Here is a 15,928-nt window from a genome sequence, read left to right as displayed (position 1 = left end):
AGCAGGTATAGCCGACGGCAACGGAGGGCATCGATGGATCTTCGTACAAAAGGTTTCACGCTGGTCGAGTTGCTGGTCGCCATTGCGGTGTTCCTGATACTGATCACGCTGGCGGTGCCGGCCTTTACCCGTACGATCCAGAGCAGCAAGGCGGATACCGAAGTCGGCGACTTGCAGCGCGCGATCAATTTCGCTCGCCTCGAGGCAATCAATCGCGGCGTGACCACGCGTCTGCGTCCGACCGCCGGCGGCAGTGTCTGGACCGGTGAGCTGGCGGTCTACGACAGTACTGGCAATCCGGCCAATGTGTTGCGGGTTGTTCCAGCGATGAGCAGCGGCGCAACTCTGACGCTACCCTCAGGAGTGACCGCACTGGATTTCAACAATCTTGGTGGTCTGGCGGCACCGTCGACGGCGGTAGTCATCGGTTACACGCTGGGCACGCAAAGCAGGACGCTGAACGTGTGTTTGAACGGACGCATTCAACTGGGTGGAAATTGCGGATGAGGGCAGGGAGCAAAAACGCACAGGAGGGCATGACGCTGATCGAAGTGCTGGTCGCGCTGCTGATTCTCACCGTCGGGCTGCTGGGCGCAGCGGCGGTGCAGCTCAATGCGCTGAAGTACACCGACAGTTCGCGGATGACCAGTCAGGCCAGCTTCATCGCCTATGACATGATGGATCGCATCCGCGCCAATTCCGGCGCCAACTACACCGTCACGCCACCGACCTCGGGCAATCTCAGTAATGCGCGGGATCAGGATCTCTACGATTTCACCACCAATATCGCCAACTTCGGCGGCCCGACCGCGACGGGCAGTATCACCCTCAACCAGCGGGTCTACACCATCACCATTACCTGGAGCGACGCGCGCGCGGCCAACGCTGCCAGTGCCCAGCGCAGTTTCGTCCTGACCAGCCGGGCGGCGGTCGATCCGGTGGCCACGCCATGAAGCGTGCCAGCCGTGGTTTCGGCCTGATCGAATTGCTGATTGCTCTGGCTTTGGGGCTGATCGTCGTGCTTGGTGTGGTACAGATTTTCATCGCCGCAAAAAACACCTACGTCAGCCAGAACAGCGCCGCAGCGATGCAGGAAGATGCGCGCTTCGTCCTCAGCAAGATGATTCAGGAAATTCGTATGGTCGGCATGTTCGGCTGCCTCGGCACCATCGTCGACTCCAGTTCGGCAGGGGACTTCAACGCTGCGCAACTCATCCCGATCAACTGGGATAACGCCAGTCTCAAGCTGACCCTGGTCACCGCCGATGTCGGCAGCGGCGGGGGGACGCCGACCTGGACGGTGATTTCCGATTGCCGCAACAGCGCGGTCGCCTACAGCGGATTGCGCAACCCGACCACGGGCCAGATCGCGTTCCCGATCCGGCGCCTGATCTACAGCTTCAGCAATAACCAGATCCTCATGGGCACCGGCAGCGGCAATCCGGCGCAGCAAGTGCTGGTCAACAATGTCAGCGCCTTCAACGTCACCTTCGGCCTGGCCAGTTCGGCGACCGACGTCGCAGCCTCGACCTACAGCAGCAACCCTGGCGATCCGGCGCGCATCCGCAGCGTGCGCCTGAGCCTGACCCTCACCGACCCGAACAATCGGGTGCGCAATCAAACCTTCAACGTGGTTGCGGCATTGCGCAACCGCTTGCCATGAGGGGGCGGCGATGAGGATTTCCTTGCAACAACGTCAGGCCCAGCGCGGCATGGTCCTGTTGGTGAGCCTGGTGTTTCTGCTGTTGCTGACATTGATCGGTTTGTCCTCGATGCAGAGCGCCAACCTGCAAGAGAAAATGGCCGGCAGCGTCAGCCTGCGCAATCAATCGTTTCAGGCGGCCGAAGCGGCATTGCGTGTCGGCGAAAGCGCAGTGCAACTGGACAGTTACTCGTTGGCGGTGTGCGGCGGCGCGAGCCAATGTCTGCCGCCGGCGGAATCGTCATCGGTCAGCTCGGCAGGTTTCAATTCGACCTCCGGGGTGGCATGGATCGCCGCCGGTAATGGCTTTTATGGCGTGCAGAACATCGGCACGACCCTGACGGCGGTGAACGTGCCGAGTAACACTTCGGCGACGTTGTATCGAGTCACTGCGGTCGGCATCGCCGGCAATTCGCGTAGCGTGGTGGAGAGTGTCTATGCGAAGTATTGAGCGCGGCGTGTCGCTGCTGATCGGCATGCTCCTGAGTTGTTACCTGGCGGCACCGGCCTGGGCGTTCACGCCTTCCGATTCGCCATTGCTGAGCGCGGCTGCGGTGGCGCCCAACGTGATGCTGCTGATCGACGACTCCGGCAGTATGAACAGCATCATCTACGCCGCCGGATTCGACCCGAACGTCAACCGCACTCCCGCCCGGCAGTGCAATGCCTTCCTCGGATTGTGCTCTGCACTCAATGCGCCGCAGATTACAGGCGACACGGTGTTTCTATCGAGCCTGCCGACTTCCGGGTGCTCGGGAGGCGCCTATGCGTTCTACAACAACAGCGTGGCGCCGTTGTGCCTGAAACTGCCCGACCCCGTGGGAAACGAGAACACTCGGTATTCCGCCGATTACATTTCCTACATAGTCAGCCTGGCCAACAGCAACGGCACCCGCGACTTCACCACGGGGGCGATTCCCAACGATTACCGGATGAACGTGGCGCGCAACGTTTCCACCGCACTGGTGAGCAGCAACCGCACCTTGCGCATGGGCCTGTCGACGTTCAACCCGGCCATCAGCAGCAACCCGGGCAACGGCGGTTTCATCGCCCGCTCGATCACCGATTTGTCACCCGTCGCGGGCAGCGTCACCCAGGCCCAGGCAGACACCAACTACAACGCGCTGATCTCATCGATCAACGGCTTGAACGCCGTGGCCAACACGCCATTGGCCGAGAGCTATTACGAAGTCACCCGCTACATGCGTGGCTTGGCGCCTTACTACAACGGCACGCCGGCGACCTATACCAGTCCGATTCAATACCGCTGCCAGAAAAACTACGGCGTGGTGATTACCGATGGCTTGCCGACCTATGACCGTACCTTCCCGACCAACGATCCGCTGGCAGGCAGTCGCTTACCGAACTGGGATGGCGTGAATAACGATGGCGACAACCTCAACGGTGACGGCGAAGGCGACACGCTTTATCTGGATGACATCGCCAAATTCGCCTTCGACATCGACATGCGTTCGACCGGCACCGACGCCGCCGGCAAGAGCTGGAACGCGGTGGATTTTCCCCGGCAGAACATGAACACCTACACCGTGGGTTTCGCGGCGGATAACGATATGTTGTCCGACGCCGCCAGTTACGGGCAGGGCAGGTATTACCAGGCGACCGACAGCTCCGGGCTCAATGCGGCGTTATCGTCGGCACTGAGCGATATCACTTCCAAGGCCGGCTCCGGTGGTGCCGGTGTTGCCAGCAGCAGTACGTTGACCAGCGGCAGCAGTTTCTACCAGACCACTTACGATCCCAAGGATTGGCGCGGCACGATCAGGTCGTTCGGCTTTACCTCGACCGGCACGGTAAATACCTCGACGGCGCAATGGTCGACCGACACCACCATCGTGCCCTCTGCTACAGCGCCGACTTTCCAGTCATGGAACACCTTGAGCAACACGCCCATTGCTCTGGCATTCGGCGGCTTTTCCCCAGCCCAGCAGAACACGCTGAATCAGGGCCTGCCCACCGGTGTCAGCGGCACTGAACTGGTGGAGTGGAGCAAAGGGACCAACAGGGCCGGGCTCAAAGTGCGCACTGCGCTGCTGGGCGACATCATCAATTCGCCGCTGGTGCTCGCGTCGCCTTCGGACAAGACCGCATCCGACTTGACGGGTGACAGCAGTTACACCAACTACCTGACCACCAAGGCTGCGAACATGAATGCCAGTCTGGTAGTGAACGCCAACGACGGTTTCGTCAATGTGATCAATTCGACGAACGGCACCCGCCGTTATGCCTACATGCCCTCCAGCGTGCTGCCCTCGTTGCGGCTGATTGCGGATACCAATTACGTCAACGGCGTCAGCCACAAGTTTCTCGTGGACGGTCAGGTCGGCGTGTTCGATGCGCAGGCTGGCACCACCTGGAGAACGCTGGCCATTGGCGGAACGGGGGCTGGTGGCAAAACCTTCTATGGGCTGCAACTGTTCGATGCCTCGGCGGGCAATGTCATCAGGGCATTGTGGGAGGTCAGTGCGCCGGTCACTGCCAATACGTCGAACGCTTTCAATGACCTGGGTTACGCTTACGCCCGTCCGGAAGTGGCACGCTTGGCCAATGGTCGCTGGGCGACATTCATCGCCAATGGTTACGGCAGCAATTCAGGGGTTGCGGCTTTGTATGTACTGGATGCAATGGATGGTTCGCTGATCAGGAAAATCGTCATCGACAGCACGGAAACCACTAACGGTCTGTCTTCGGTAAAAATCAGGGTCAATTCTTCGAACGTGGTGCAGGCTGCCTACGCTGGTGACCTGAAGGGGCGTATGTGGAAATTCGACTTGAGCGCACCCGGGGCAGAAAGCTGGGGGGTTGCGTTTGCCGGCAAGCCATTGTTCACCGCCCCGGGCGGGGCAACGCAGCCGATCACCGCGCAACCGCTGCTGGCGGACAACCCACAGGGCGGCAAGCAAGTGTTCTTTGGCACCGGCAAGTTCAACGAGACTGCCGACAAGACCAACAAGGATCTGCAAGCGTTCTATTCAATCTGGGATGCAGAGGGTGGGGCCGGACAAATCACCGTCAGCAGTTTGCAGGCACAGGCGATTACCGGTTCGTTCTCCGGCAGTTCCGGGCAGTTTCTGACCACCAGCCAGAATGAAACGACCTATCCGGCAGAGAAAGGCTGGTATCTGCCGCTGGTGTATAACAACGTGCTGACCGGCGAGCGAGTGATCAACCAGGCCAGCATCGTGCTGGGGCGAGTCGTTTTTACCACCGCCAGCGTCGATACCACTGACCCTTGTTCGAGCTTTGGTACGGGCAGGTTGGTCGAACTCGATGCGTTCAACGGTAAGATGCTCAACTATGCCGTGATCGACACCACCGGCGACCGTTTGGTCGATGGCACTGACACGATATCAAGTGGCGTGGTATTCACCGGTGGCATTCCGACCCTTAACGTCATTTCAGCCGGTGGTACGGGAAAGGTCGTGACCGACACCAGTGGCGTCATCACCACCATTGTAGAGAAGGGTGGCGGCGGCAGCCGTCGTATCATGTGGCGACAAATCCAGTAAGCGAGAATTTGAGGCATGCGCAGATCCAGCCGAGGTTTTACCCTGATCGAGATCATGATCGTCATCGCGATTATCGGGATCATCCTCACCATCAGCATTCCCAGCTACAACGAGTACGTGAAGAAGGGCCGTCGCGCCGAAGTGGTCTCGCTGCTCTCGGAGCAGGCGCAGACCCTCGAACGCTTCTATACCCGCAACAACGTCTACACCGGCGTCACCGGACTGAGCACGGGCAATGATTTCTACACCATCACCCCGACGCTGACCGACCAGACCTTTGTGCTGACCGCAACGCGTAAAACCGGCTCGGCCATGGCCACCGACAAGTGCGGGGATTTCACCCTGACCAACACCGGCGTACGAAGCATGAACAACGCGACCACCGGAGTGACCGCCAAGGATTGCTGGGGCCGCTGACGCATTCTTTTTCGGGCGCCTTTTGCGCCCACTGTCTTTTTACGGTTGGATCAAACATGACCAGGCAACAGCAAGTGGTGATTGTCGGCGGCGGGGTGATTGGCCTGCTCACTGCCTACAATCTCGCCTCCGAAGTGCGCAGCGTGGTGCTGCTGGATCGCTCGAATGTCGGCCAGGAATCGTCCTGGGCTGGCGGCGGCATCGTCTCGCCGCTATACCCGTGGCGCTACAGTCCGGCAGTCACCGCGCTGGCGCATTGGTCGCAGGACTTTTATCCACAGCTCGGCCAGCGCTTGTTTGCCGACACGGGGGTTGATCCTGAGGTGCACACCACTGGTCTGTATTGGCTGGATCTGGACGATGAAGCCGCAGCCCTGGCCTGGGCCGAGCGGGAAAACCGGCCGCTGCGGGCTGTGGATATCTCGGCGGCACATGACGCGGTGCCGGTGCTCGGCAGCGGTTTCAGCCGAGCGATCTACATGGCCGATGTCGCCAACGTGCGCAATCCACGGCTGGTCAAATCGCTGAAAGCCGCGCTGCTGGCGCTGCCGAATGTGACGATTCATGAGCAATGCGAAGTCAGTGGCTTCGTCCGCGAGGGCGAACGCGTGGTCGGCGTGCAGACTCCGACGGGCGTGATCAACGGCGACCAGATTGTGCTGACGGCGGGGGCGTGGAGCGGTGATCTGCTCAAGACGCTGAACCTGACGCTGCCGGTCGAACCGGTCAAAGGCCAGATGATTCTCTATAAGTGCGCGGCTGATTTCCTGCCGAGCATGGTGCTGGCCAAGGGGCGTTATGCGATCCCGCGTCGCGACGGTCACATTCTGATTGGCAGCACGCTGGAGCACGAAGGTTACGACAAGACCCCGACCGATGTAGCGCTGCAAAGCCTCAAGGCCTCGGCGATCGAATTGTTGCCGGCGCTGGCGGATGCCGAGGTGGTCGGGCATTGGGCCGGGCTGCGGCCGGGGTCGCCGGAAGGGGTTCCGTTTATTGGCCGGGTGCCGGGGTTCGAGGGGTTGTGGCTGAACTGCGGGCATTACCGCAACGGGCTGGTGCTGGCGCCGGCATCGTGTCAGTTGTTTGCTGACGTGATGCTGGGGCGGGCGCCGATTATTGATCCGGCGCCGTATGCGCCTGAGGGCCGGATTTAGTCAGAGGCGGGTAGACCGCCTTCGCGAGCTGGCTCGCTCCCACAGGAGTACTCATTCCAAATGTGGGAGCGAGCCTGCTCGCGAAGGGGCCTTTAATCCAGGCCCAATTTCTTCAGCCGATAACGCATCGACCTGAACGACAGACTCAACCGCTGCGCCGCCGCCGTGCGGTTCCAGCGGGTTTCCTCCAGCGCCTGCAAAATCAGCTTCCTCTCGACGCTCTCCAGATAATCCTCAAGATTGTCGACCTGCGTCAGATCGGCCATCGCCCCGTCCGCCGTGCAATTGCCTTCGCTCAAACGCAGATCCTGCGCTTCGATCGTGCGGTTTTCACACAGGGTGTGCGCGCGTTCGAGAACGTTCTCCAGTTCGCGCACATTGCCGGGGAAGCGATAGTTCTTTAGCGCCTCCAGCGCTTGCGGGTGCAGGCGCGCTTCGGGTTGTCCGGTGTCTTTGGCCAGGCGCTTGAGCACGTGCATGGCAAGCGCCTCGATGTCGTCACGGCGTTCGCGCAGGGACGGCACACGCAGTTCGATGACGTTGAGCCGGTAATACAGATCCTGGCGGAAGCGTTCGGCTGAAACTTCGGCTTCAAGGTCTTTGTGCGTGGCACAAAGGATGCGTACGTCGACCACCGTTTCCTGCTGGCCGCCGACGCTGCGCACGGCTTTTTCCTGAATCGCCCGCAGCAGCTTCACCTGCATCGACAGTGGCAGGTCGGCGACTTCATCGAGAAACAGAGTGCCGCCATGGGCCGCTTGAAACAGCCCCGGCTTGTCTTCGACGGCTCCAGTGAAACTGCCTTTGCGGTGGCCGAAAAATTCGCTTTCCATCAGCTCTGACGGAATCGCCCCGCAGTTCACCGGCACAAACGGCTGGCTGGCGCGCGGACCTTGTTCGTGGATCAGACGCGCGACCAGTTCTTTGCCGCTGCCGGATTCACCACTGATGTACACCGGTGCCTGACTGCGTGCGAGCTTGTCGATCTGCCTGCGCAGATTGGCCATCGGCGGCGAGTCGCCCAGCAAGCGTCGCTCGATTGCCGTGCTCAAGCCGCCCGCTGTCGGCAGGCGCAGCGCCGAGCTGACCAGTTCGCGCAAGCGCGGCAGTTCCACCGGTTTGGTGAGGAAGTCGAACGCCCCGGCCTTCAGCGCATTGATCGCAGTTTCCAGGCTTCCGTACGCCGTAATCATCGCTACCGGCAGGTGTGGATCGCGTTGCTGAATGTGTTGCACCAGCTCCAGCCCGGTGCCGTCGGGCAGGCGCATGTCGGTCAGGCACAGGTCAAAGTGCTCGCGCTGCAACAGCGCCTGAGCCTCGCTCAGATTGCGGGCGCTGAAGGTCTCGAGTTTCATCCGTCCCAGGGTGATTTCCAGGAGCTCGCGGATATCCGGTTCGTCGTCGACGATTAGAATTTTTTGCCGTGGGCTTGTATTCAACTTTGTTTCCGTCCGTGAGCAAAAGTGATGCAAAAGCAGCCGCCGCCTTGGCGTGATTTGAAGTCTAGGCGTGCCTGGTTGCTTTCGCACAGCTCACGGGACAGATAAAGGCCAAGACCGGTGCCCTGGCTGCTGGTAGTGAAAAACGGCTCAAACAGATGCGCCTGTTCCTCGGCCGACACGCCGGGGCCGTTGTCCTGGACCTCAAGCACCGCCAACTGGCTGTCCGGGTCGACGAACAGTGCCAGCCAGACGTCGGCCTGCTCGTGCAGTTGCGCACTGTGACGCCAGGCGTTGCGTATCAGATTGTCGAGAATCTGCCGCAATTGGTTGGGGTCCATCAGCGTGGTGAAATCGCCGGAATTGATCCGCAGATGAATGTGCTGGCGCTCGTTGGCCTGCTCGCGGATTTCGCCGACGAAGTCTTCCAGCCACGGCTTGAGGTCCAGCCGTTGCGGCGCGCTTTGCTGGCGGCGGGACAGTTGCAGGACGTTTTCGATGACTCGGTTCATGCGCTGGGAGTGGTCTTGAATAATCTGCGTCAGACGCCGATCTGCGCTATCGAGTTCCTCGGACTCGGCCAACAGCTGCGCGGCATGACTGATCGCGCCCAGTGGATTGCGAATTTCATGGGAGATGCCGGCGGTCAAACGCCCGAGCGCAGCGAGCTTGAGTTGCTGCGCCTGTTGGGTGATTTGCGCCAGGTCTTCGAGAAACACCAGCGTCTGCTGGTTCGGACTCTGCTCAAGGGCGATGAAGCTGGGCTGCAGCTCAAGGCCATTGCCGGGGATTTTCAGGCTCTGCGGGCGCAGGGTCGGGTTGTTGCGCCACAGTTGCAGACGCTCGACCAGTGCTGGCGAATATTCGTCGATCATATGACCTTGCAGGTGACTGTGGCCGAGCAGACTCTGCGCGCTGTGATTGGCCAGTTGCACCCGACGTTGCTCGTCGAGCACCAGAATCCCCGTGCGCATGCGTTGCAGGATCAACGCGTTCAGCGCCTCCAGGCTGACCACTTCGCTGGCGCGCTGTTCGGCCAGGGTCTCGCTGACTTCGAGGCGGCGGATCAACCCTTGCACCAGCAGCGATGCGGCAAAGCACAGCGCACCGAGGGTGCCGGCTTGCAAGTAGGCGTTGGCGCTCAAGGGGCGGCTGAGCCCCAGCAGAAAGCTCAGGCCGACAATGCCGATCGCCGCAATGGCGGCAATCAGCAGGCCGATGCGTCGGCGCAGCAGGGTGTTGCTGATCGCCACCGAGACCACCAGCAAATTGCCCAGCGCACTGGCCACGCCGCCCGCCGCGTAGAACAGGCCGCACAACAGCAGCACATCGACGAGCGCCAGGGTGAACAACTGCGCCGGGCGCCGGGTGTTTTCAAGGAACACCACCAGCAGCATGTTGATGATCAGGTACAGCCAGCTGCCGCCGCGCAGCAGGTCGTCGTTGGCCGACGTCAGCAGGCGGTTGTCCATGTTGCTGGAGATCAGCAGCACCAGAGTGATGCCGACACTTAAACGGTACAGGTGATAAAGGCGCAGCAGACGCTGCGCCTGTTTCTGATCGGCGTTGGCGACCTCAGCGACCACTGGCGCCCGGGCCTTGCTCGAGATGAGCCTGGCTGCAATACCACAGTTGCTGGTTGCCCAGCGCGCGGTCGCGCGGCAGGTGCACGCCGCAGTGGGCGCAGCGCACCATCGGCGGCGCGTCCTGTTCGCGCGGCGGTCGGGTGGACGAGGCGGGGGCCTTGAATTTGCGCCAGAGCCAGATGGCGGCGAAGATCAGGGCAATCCAGAACAATAAACGAAGCATGATGAGCGGCTTTTCGACTGATGATCCGGCAGTTTAGCCAAGGACCCGATCAGCGCACAGCCTATTAAAGCGCGGCAATAAAAAAGGGAGATCTGCAGATCTCCCTTTTTCGTACAGCCGGTGTGATCAGTCGAACACGCCGAAGGTCATGTAGCTGAACCACGAGCGATCGGTGTCGCTGGATTCCGGCTCTGGCTCTTCGATCACGTCGCCGTTTTCGTCCTTAGGCTTGAGCTCGTTCGGGATCGCATCTTTCGCGTCCTGGAACTGCTTCTGCACGTCCTGGTTGGCGCGGGTTTCGCCCGGCGGCAGCGGTGGACGCGATTCGATCAGGCCCAAAGTTGCCTTGCTCAGGAACGAACGGTTGTCGGCCTCGGCTACACGTGGCACGAACTGGCCATCTTGCAGGCTCGGGTGATCCGGGTAGTTGAGCTTCAGGGTTTCCAGGCTGGTGGCGGCCAGATCGTCGAGGTGCAGACGCTGGTAGGCTTCGGTCATCACCGCCAGGCCGTCGCCGACCGATGGGGTTTCCTGGAAGTTTTCCACGACATACTTGCCACGGTTGGCAGCGGCTACGTAAGCCTGACGGGTCAGGTAGTAGTCAGCAACGTGGATTTCGTAGGCCGCCAGCAGGTTGCGCAGATAGATCATGCGCTGCTTGGCGTCCGGCGCGTAGCGGCTGTTCGGGTAGCGGCTGGTCAGCTGCGCGAACTCGTTGTACGAGTCACGGGCGGCGCCCGGGTCGCGCTTGGTCATGTCCAGCGGCAGGAAGCGCGCCAGCAGGCCGACGTCCTGGTCGAACGAGGTCAGACCCTTGAGGTAGTACGCGTAATCCACGTTCGGATGCTGCGGATGCAAACGAATGAAACGCTCGGCGGCAGACTTTGCAGCTTCCGGCTCGGCGTTCTTGTAGTTGGCGTAGATCAACTCCAGCTGAGCCTGATCGGCGTAGCGACCGAACGGATAACGCGACTCCAGAGCCTTCAGCTTGGCTGTGGCGCTGGTGTAGCTGTTGTTGTCCAGATCAGTCTGAGCCTGCTGATACAGCTCGGCTTCGCTGAGGTTTTCGTCTACGACTTCCTTCGATGAGCAAGCAGCGGTCAATGCGAGGATGGCGATCAGCAGCAGGTGTTTCACTTGCATGGCGGCTTGCGTCCCTATGACGGCCGCTGTCTTGGGCGGGGCCGTCCTGTTATGATGAGCGCCCCGTTGAAAAGCCTCGGGGCAAAAGACGCCGTATTTAACCACAAGCGCGCAGCCGAAACCAAAGGCTGTGCCGACGCCCAGTCCGAGCATGTCCGATAAAATTGAACTTCGCGCAGAGGTGCCGTCCGAATTGGGCGGCCAACGCCTCGATCAAGTCGCCGCCCAACTCTTCGCTGAGCACTCACGCTCGCGCCTTTCCGCCTGGATCAAAGAAGGTCGCCTGACTGTGGACGGGGCGGTGATCCGCCCGCGCGACATTGTGCATGGCGGTGCCGTCCTTGAGCTGACTGCCGAGCAGGAAGCCCAGGGCGAGTGGATCGCCCAGGACATCGAGCTCGACATCGTCTATGAAGACGACGACATCCTGGTGATCAACAAGCCTGCCGGCCTGGTGGTGCACCCGGCTGCCGGTCACGCCGATGGCACCCTGCTCAATGCTTTGTTGCACCATGTGCCGGACATCATCAATGTCCCGCGTGCCGGTATCGTGCATCGTCTGGACAAGGACACCACCGGTCTGATGGTGGTGGCCAAGACCATTCAGGCGCAGACCAAGCTGGTCGCACAATTGCAGAGCCGCAGCGTCAGCCGTATCTACGAGTGCATCGTGATCGGCGTGGTCACCGCCGGTGGCAAGATCAATGCGCCGATCGGTCGTCACGGCCAGCAACGCCAGCGCATGGCAGTGATGGAAGGCGGCAAGCCTGCCGTCAGCCATTACCGCGTGCTCGAGCGTTTCCGTTCGCACACCCACGTGCGGGTGAAGCTGGAAACCGGTCGGACCCACCAGATCCGCGTGCACATGGCGCACATCAACTTCCCGTTGGTCGGCGATCCGGCCTACGGCGGGCGTTTCCGCATTCCGCCTGCGGCCAACCCGACCATGGTGGAATCGCTCAAGCACTTCCCGCGTCAGGCGCTGCACGCGCGCTTCCTTGAACTCGATCACCCGACGAGCGGTGAGCGCATGAGCTGGGAATCGCCGCTGCCGGAAGATTTCGTCTGGCTGCTGACCCTGCTCAAGCAGGATCGCGAGGCCTTCGTCGGATGAACTGGCTGACGCCGGACTGGCCTGCGCCGGCCAGCGTCAGGGCCTGTGTCACCACCCGCGAGGGTGGTGTCAGCGAGGCGCCGTTCGACAGCCTGAATCTGGGTGATCACGTCGATGATCGTCCTGAAGCCGTCGCCGAGAACCGTCGGCGTCTGACCGAGCACTTCTCTATACAGCCTGCCTGGTTGCAGCAAGTACACGGGATCACCGTTGCCCATGCTGATCCGGGCATCGTTGCGACTGCAGATGCCAGCTGGACCGCAACGCCGGGCATTGCCTGCGCAGCGATGACGGCGGACTGCCTGCCGGCGTTGTTCTGCGATCGTGCGGGCACTCGCGTAGCGGCGGCCCATGCCGGTTGGCGTGGTTTGGCGGTGGGGGTGCTTGAAGCGACCCTCGATAGCCTCAATGTTGCGCCTGAAGAGATTCTGGTCTGGCTCGGCCCGGCGATTGGCCCAAAGGCTTTCGAGGTCGGTCCGGAAGTTCGCGAAGTCTTCATCAATCAATTGCCGGAAGCGGCGACAGCCTTCATGCCGAGCCACAATCCCGGCAAGTTCATGGCCGACATCTATCAACTGGCGCGCCTGCGTCTGGCTGAGCGTGGTGTCACAGCAGTTTATGGTGGCGGTTTATGCACCGTGACCGATCCGCGCTTCTTCTCCTATCGCCGTGCGTCGCGCACTGGGCGCTTCGCCTCTCTCGTTTGGATCACCCGCTAGACTTGCCTGATCTGCATCAACCCTCCGACGCTTGAATCTTGCAGAATCGACCGCATCTATAGCGGTATCTGGCAGGTTTCTTTATTCAGGATGGTTTCTTAGGTCCGGCCTGCTCAAAAGGAAGGTGACCCATGCGTATTGACCGTTTAACCAGTAAATTACAGTTGGCCCTGTCCGACGCCCAGTCGTTGGCGGTTGGCCACGATCATCCGGCCATTGAGCCGGCGCACTTGATGCAGGCCATGCTTGAACAGCAGGGCGGTTCGATCAAGCCGCTGCTGATGCAGGTAGGCTTCGACGTCAACAGCTTGCGTAAAGAGCTGACCAAAGAGCTCGATCAACTACCGAAAATCCAGAACCCGACCGGCGACGTCAACATGTCGCAGGATCTGGCGCGTCTGCTCAATCAGGCTGACCGTCTGGCTCAGCAGAAGGGCGACCAGTTCATTTCCAGCGAACTGGTGCTGCTCGCCGCGATGGACGAGAACAGCAAGCTTGGCAAGTTGCTGCTCGGCCAAGGCGTGAGCAAAAAAGCCCTGGAAAACGCGATCAACAACCTGCGTGGTGGCGAAGCGGTAAACGACGCCAACCACGAAGAGTCGCGGCAGGCCTTGGACAAATACACCGTCGACCTGACCAAGCGCGCCGAAGACGGCAAGCTTGACCCGGTGATCGGCCGTGACGACGAGATCCGCCGCACCATTCAGGTTCTGCAACGCCGCACCAAGAACAACCCGGTGCTGATCGGTGAGCCTGGCGTGGGTAAAACCGCGATCGCCGAAGGCTTGGCCCAGCGCATCATCAACGGCGAAGTGCCGGACGGCCTTAAAGGCAAGCGCCTGCTGTCGCTGGACATGGGCGCGCTGATCGCCGGCGCCAAGTATCGCGGCGAGTTCGAAGAGCGCCTGAAAGGCTTGCTCAACGAGCTGTCGAAGCAGGAAGGGCAGATCATTCTGTTCATCGACGAACTGCACACCATGGTCGGCGCCGGTAAGGGCGAAGGCTCGATGGACGCCGGCAACATGCTCAAGCCTGCGCTGGCTCGCGGCGAGTTGCACTGCGTCGGCGCGACCACGCTCAACGAGTATCGCCAATATATAGAGAAGGACGCGGCGCTCGAGCGGCGTTTCCAGAAAGTCCTGGTGGACGAGCCGAGCGAAGAAGACACCATCGCGATTCTGCGTGGCCTTAAAGAGCGTTACGAGGTTCACCACAAGGTGGCGATCACCGACGGCGCGATCATTGCCGCGGCGAAACTCAGCCATCGCTACATCACGGATCGGCAGTTGCCGGACAAGGCCATCGACTTGATCGATGAGGCCGCCAGCCGTATCCGCATGGAGATCGACTCCAAGCCGGAAGTGCTCGATCGTCTGGAGCGGCGCCTGATTCAGTTGAAAGTGGAATCCCAGGCCCTGAAGAAAGAAAGCGACGACGCAGCGAAGAAACGCCTGGAAAAACTCCAGGAAGAAATCGAGCGTCACGAGCGTGAGTACTCGGATCTGGAAGAAATCTGGAACTCGGAAAAAGCCGAGGTGCAGGGTTCTGCGCAGATCCAGCAGAAGATCGAACAGTCGCGCCAGGAACTGGAAGCCGCACGCCGCAAAGGCGACCTGAATCGCATGGCCGAGTTGCAGTACGGGGTGATCCCCGATCTGGAGCGCAGCCTGCAAATGGTCGACCAGCACGGCAAGAGCGAAAACCAGTTGCTGCGCAGCAAGGTAACTGAGGAAGAGATTGCCGAAGTCGTGTCGAAGTGGACCGGCATCCCGGTGTCGAAGATGCTCGAAGGCGAGCGCGACAAGCTGATGAAGATGGAGAGCCTGTTGCACAAACGGGTGATCGGTCAGGAAGAAGCGGTCGTTGCAGTGGCCAACGCCGTACGGCGTTCCCGCGCCGGGTTGTCCGACCCGAATCGTCCGAGCGGCTCGTTCATGTTCCTCGGCCCTACCGGTGTTGGTAAAACCGAGCTGTGCAAGGCCTTGGCCGAATTCCTTTTCGATACCGAAGAGGCGATGGTGCGGATCGACATGTCGGAGTTCATGGAGAAACACTCCGTGGCTCGTCTGATTGGTGCGCCACCGGGCTACGTCGGCTATGAAGAGGGCGGTTATCTGACCGAAGCGGTGCGGCGCAAGCCGTACTCGGTGATCCTCATGGACGAAGTCGAGAAGGCGCACCCGGATGTGTTCAACATCCTTCTGCAAGTGCTTGAGGATGGCCGGCTGACCGACAGTCACGGGCGTACGGTGGACTTCCGCAACACGGTGATCGTGATGACCTCCAACCTCGGGTCGATGCAGATCCAGGAGCTGGTCGGTGATCGCGAGGCGCAGCGCGCTGCTGTGATGGACGCGCTGACGTCGCACTTCCGTCCGGAGTTCATCAACCGGGTCGACGAGGTGGTGATCTTCGAGCCGTTGGCGCGGGATCAGATCGCCGGGATTACCGAGATCCAGTTGGGTCGCCTGCGCAGCCGTCTGGCTGAGCGCGAGCTGAAGCTGGAGCTGAGCCCGGAAGCGATGGACAAGCTGATCGCCGTCGGTTACGACCCGGTGTATGGCGCACGTCCTTTGAAACGGGCGATCCAGCGCTGGATCGAAAACCCGCTGGCACAGTTGATCCTGTCGGGTCATTTCATGCCGGGCGACACCGCCACCGGCAAGGTCGAGAACGACGAAATCGTTTTCGGCTAAGCCTCAGCGGCAATGAAACCGGGAAGGCCTCGCATTGCGAGGCCTTTTTTTCGCCAGGCTGTTGAACTCAAAGGAAAAGGCTTGTAAAGTGCGCCCCGCAGTCAGTCACCGGCAGCGTTTCAACCCACCGGGTTGGAATCTGAAATAAGTTGCAAATCATTAACTTGAAAGCAATTTAGGGGGTTGACAGAGGTGTTCTAGGTTG

General features: G+C 60.8%; 14 protein-coding genes. 10 read left to right on the top strand and 4 right to left on the bottom strand.

The window, feature by feature from the left end:
• The first annotated feature begins 33 nt into the window (after positions 1-33).
• From ACYSTU_RS21000 to thiO, 7 genes are read left to right on the top strand one after another with little or no spacing between them, the layout of a single operon-like run.
• Positions 34-507 (top strand): GspH/FimT family pseudopilin, encoded by a 474-nt coding sequence (locus ACYSTU_RS21000; protein ID WP_041477800.1) that lies wholly within the window; start codon positions 34-36, stop codon positions 505-507.
• Positions 504-953 (top strand): type IV pilus modification protein PilV, encoded by a 450-nt coding sequence (gene pilV / locus ACYSTU_RS20995; protein WP_016773132.1) that lies wholly within the window; start codon positions 504-506, stop codon positions 951-953. The genes ACYSTU_RS21000 and pilV overlap by 4 nt, the downstream gene beginning before the upstream one ends.
• Positions 950-1,663 carry a PilW family protein gene (locus ACYSTU_RS20990; RefSeq protein WP_016773133.1) on the top strand — a complete coding sequence of 238 codons (714 nt, stop codon included), beginning with the start codon at positions 950-952 and terminating at the stop codon, positions 1,661-1,663. Before pilV ends, ACYSTU_RS20990 begins: the two co-directional genes overlap by 4 nt.
• Positions 1,664-1,673: 10 nt before the next feature.
• On the top strand, positions 1,674-2,153 hold the full coding sequence (locus tag ACYSTU_RS20985; RefSeq protein ID WP_499001390.1) for a pilus assembly PilX family protein: 480 nt from the start codon (positions 1,674-1,676) through the stop codon (positions 2,151-2,153).
• Positions 2,140-5,229 (top strand): pilus assembly protein, encoded by a 3,090-nt coding sequence (locus ACYSTU_RS20980; protein ID WP_499001387.1) that lies wholly within the window; start codon positions 2,140-2,142, stop codon positions 5,227-5,229. Before ACYSTU_RS20985 ends, ACYSTU_RS20980 begins: the two co-directional genes overlap by 14 nt.
• A gap of 15 nt (positions 5,230-5,244) precedes the next feature.
• Positions 5,245-5,646, top strand: a complete 402-nt coding sequence (locus ACYSTU_RS20975) for a type IV pilin protein (protein WP_039761672.1) — start codon at positions 5,245-5,247, stop codon at positions 5,644-5,646.
• A gap of 56 nt (positions 5,647-5,702) precedes the next feature.
• On the top strand, positions 5,703-6,803 hold the full coding sequence (gene thiO, locus ACYSTU_RS20970) for a glycine oxidase ThiO (protein ID WP_499001383.1): 1,101 nt from the start codon (positions 5,703-5,705) through the stop codon (positions 6,801-6,803).
• Positions 6,804-6,895: 92 nt separating this feature from the next.
• Here the strand turns inward: thiO and ACYSTU_RS20965 are convergent, their stop codons facing one another.
• From ACYSTU_RS20965 to ACYSTU_RS20950, 4 genes are all read right to left on the bottom strand, one after another.
• A complete protein-coding gene (locus tag ACYSTU_RS20965; RefSeq protein WP_125925980.1) occupies positions 6,896-8,242 on the bottom strand; it encodes a sigma-54-dependent transcriptional regulator in 1,347 nt (448 codons plus the stop codon).
• Positions 8,239-9,828: a sensor histidine kinase gene (locus tag ACYSTU_RS20960; RefSeq protein ID WP_499001380.1), complete on the bottom strand. Its 1,590-nt coding sequence runs from the start codon at positions 9,826-9,828 to the stop codon at positions 8,239-8,241. Before ACYSTU_RS20960 ends, ACYSTU_RS20965 begins: the two co-directional genes overlap by 4 nt.
• Positions 9,818-10,051 carry a PP0621 family protein gene (locus ACYSTU_RS20955; RefSeq protein WP_024014349.1) on the bottom strand — a complete coding sequence of 78 codons (234 nt, stop codon included), beginning with the start codon at positions 10,049-10,051 and terminating at the stop codon, positions 9,818-9,820. Before ACYSTU_RS20955 ends, ACYSTU_RS20960 begins: the two co-directional genes overlap by 11 nt.
• A 126-nt stretch (positions 10,052-10,177) precedes the next feature.
• The gene (locus ACYSTU_RS20950; RefSeq protein WP_016773139.1) at positions 10,178-11,194 is read right to left on the bottom strand and encodes an outer membrane protein assembly factor BamD; all 1,017 of its coding nucleotides are present in this window, start codon (positions 11,192-11,194) and stop codon (positions 10,178-10,180) included.
• A gap of 151 nt (positions 11,195-11,345) precedes the next feature.
• Here ACYSTU_RS20950 and rluD point away from each other — a divergent pair, with 151 nt between their 5' ends.
• From rluD to clpB, 3 genes are all read left to right on the top strand, one after another.
• On the top strand, positions 11,346-12,308 hold the full coding sequence (rluD, locus tag ACYSTU_RS20945; RefSeq protein WP_016773140.1) for a 23S rRNA pseudouridine(1911/1915/1917) synthase RluD: 963 nt from the start codon (positions 11,346-11,348) through the stop codon (positions 12,306-12,308).
• The gene (gene pgeF, locus ACYSTU_RS20940; protein WP_499001375.1) at positions 12,305-13,027 is read left to right on the top strand and encodes a peptidoglycan editing factor PgeF; all 723 of its coding nucleotides are present in this window, start codon (positions 12,305-12,307) and stop codon (positions 13,025-13,027) included. Before rluD ends, pgeF begins: the two co-directional genes overlap by 4 nt.
• 131 nt (positions 13,028-13,158) lie before the next feature.
• A complete protein-coding gene (clpB, locus tag ACYSTU_RS20935) occupies positions 13,159-15,723 on the top strand; it encodes an ATP-dependent chaperone ClpB (protein WP_016773142.1) in 2,565 nt (854 codons plus the stop codon).
• The last annotated feature ends 205 nt before the right edge of the window (positions 15,724-15,928 follow it).

Source organism: Pseudomonas glycinis (genome assembly GCF_054871425.1).
This window is presented reverse-complemented; position numbering and strand designations above follow the sequence as displayed.